This window comes from Mycobacterium sp. 1245852.3, from assembly GCF_001669335.1.
GTDB lineage: Bacteria > Actinomycetota > Actinomycetes > Mycobacteriales > Mycobacteriaceae > Mycobacterium > Mycobacterium europaeum_A.
Window position 1 is genome coordinate 1 of record NZ_LZLL01000572.1, and the last position, 2,406, is coordinate 2,406.

The window sequence follows — 2,406 nt, forward strand, 5'->3', positions numbered from 1 at the left end:
TCATGTGCGCGTTGAAAGCTGGCTGCTCCAACGTCGTTGAGCCAGTCGATGTCGAGCGGATAGTTGGCAGGTGGTGTGCCGATGAGGGCATATAACTCGACCAGTTGTTGGCCGGCCTGCTGTGGAGAGTCGATCGGTTGGCTGAGCACACGGGCGATCTTCATGCCAAGTCTGACCGAGGCACGGCCGATTTTTGCCGAAGGTGAGGACATGATCGATGTCAGCGAGCGTGCTCGCCGCGGATGTTCGATGGCCAGCGTTTGAGCGATCATGCCGCCCAGTGAGCCGCCGACGACGTTGGTGCTTTCCCAGCCGAGGTCATCGAGGACCGCGATCGCATCCCCGGCCATGTCGCTCAATGAATATCGAGCTGCTTTGCGTGGACGCACGATCACATCGCACACGCTGGGTGCGCCGAGATGAGTCAGGTGGGTGGACAGGCCGACATCGCGATTGTCCATTCGCGCGACCTGGAAACCCCGTGCGACAAGCGCGCGGCAGAAGTCGTTGTGCCAGAGCAGCATTTGCATACCGAGACCCATGAGAAGCAGCAGCGGTCTGCCGGTGCTTGGACCGAATACCTCGTAGGCCAGCGACACATCGCCGTTGTGGGCGCGGCCCGGTGTGGTTTCCTGAAGCACGTTAGGCGTTCCTTTCGGCGCAGCGGTGCCGATTAAGCCTAACCCAAACCGTTCATATGTGAACAGTTGCGATGAGAACTGGCCGGAGGATCATTACGCCATGGCACCGCCGAGCAGCCCCTACAGCGAGTTCGGCTACTACCTGCACCGCGTCGCAGCTCTGGTTGACAAGCGTGGCGATGCAATGTTTCGCGACCAGCTGGGAATTAGCCTGCGTCAGTTCCTGCTGTTGAGGCTGATCGAGATGGGGGCACCGACACCGTCCCAGCAGATGATCGCCGAACGTCTTGGTATCGCCAAGAGTGCGGTCAGCCGGCACATCGACATCGCCCGCCAAAACGGATGGATTGACGTTGGGATTTCTGAACAGTCGCGCCGGCAGAACAGCGTGACCCTCACTAAAGAAGGCCGACGGCTGCTCGTTCGAGCGCAGGCCCTGCTAGCGCAGACAGAAAGCCAGGGTTTCGCCGAGATCCCGGACGCGGACATCGACGCCACTATCCGAACGCTGAAGGCGCTGCACCACAGACTCCTTTCAGACCAGGCAGGATCAGACCCAACTCCCTGATAGGCCATCCACGGACGAGTAGACCTTAGAGTTCTCGGTCACCGCGCCACCCGGTCATCATTACGACCGTCAACAATGTGTTGTCCAGCAACAACTAGCAGCCGCGCCACGCCCTTAATGTTGCCTTATGGTACTCTTACTTTTCTTAAGTTTGGTGTATGGTCGCTCGTCATGGGCGGGAGTCGACATCCCGCACGGCCACCAGCCCACCGCGTTGATCGACGACCAAAAAGGAGAAGCCCGTGCATGACCCGGCCGTGACGCATACGGAGTTTGAGCAGCGCTTGTCGGCGATGACCGCCACCGCGTTGCAGCGCGGCCGCATGGATCGTGACGACTTGCTGACGGTGTTGGCCAGCAGTGACGATGACCTGCTCGATGTGATCGCCGCGGCCGCACGGGTGCGGCGCAAGTTTTTCGGCCGGCAAGTCAAGCTCAACTACCTGGTGAACATGAAATCCGGGATGTGTCCAGAGGATTGCAGCTATTGCTCACAACGGCTTGGGTCGAGCGCTGAGATCCTCAAGTACTCCTGGATCAACACCGAGGAGGTCGCCCGCCACGCGCAATGCGCGATTGATGCCGGCGCTAAACGCATCTGCCTGGTTGCCGCCGGCCGCGGGCCGGCCGATCGTGATATCGATCGCGTCACCGACACGATCGCTGTGATCAAGAACTCCACCCCCGCAGTGGAGGTGTGCGTCTGCCTAGGGCTGCTGAAACAGGGGCAAGCCGAGCGGCTGCATGAGGCCGGCGCCGACGCGTATAACCACAACCTGAACACCAGCGATAAGAATTACGCGCGCATCTGCTCAACCCATACCTTCGCCGACCGCGCCGCCACCGTGGGTGACGCCAAAACCGCCGGCCTGTCGCCCTGCTCGGGGGCCATCTTCGGGATGGGCGAATCCGACGACGACATCGTCGATGTCGCACTGGCTTTGCGTGAACTCGAGCCCGATTCGGTGCCGGTGAACTTCCTCATCCCGTTCCAGGGCACTCCCCTGGGTGGGCATTGGGAACTGACCCCGCAACGCTGCCTACGCATCCTGGCAATGTTCCGATTCGCCTTCCCCGACGTCGAAGTCCGCATTGCCGGCGGACGCGAAATACATTTGCGCACACTGCAACCGCTGGCACTACACCTAGCCAATTCGATGTTCCTCGGGGACTACCTCACCAGCCAAGGACAGCCCG

Annotated in this window: 3 protein-coding genes; 2 read left to right on the top strand and 1 reads right to left on the bottom strand. The window is 60.8% G+C overall.

The window, feature by feature from the left end; all coding sequences use genetic code 11:
- Positions 1–641, bottom strand: a 641-nt coding sequence (locus tag A9W96_RS31845; protein WP_067144323.1) for an alpha/beta fold hydrolase, incomplete at its 3' end; no start/stop codon positions are given.
- A gap of 58 nt (positions 642–699) precedes the next feature.
- Here A9W96_RS31845 and A9W96_RS26755 point away from each other — a divergent pair.
- On the top strand, positions 700–1,209 hold the full coding sequence (locus tag A9W96_RS26755) for a MarR family winged helix-turn-helix transcriptional regulator (RefSeq protein ID WP_156765432.1): 510 nt from the start codon (positions 700–702) through the stop codon (positions 1,207–1,209).
- Positions 1,210–1,451: 242 nt separating this feature from the next.
- On the top strand, positions 1,452–2,406 hold a 955-nt coding region (bioB, locus tag A9W96_RS26760; RefSeq protein WP_255363006.1), incomplete at its 3' end, for a biotin synthase BioB.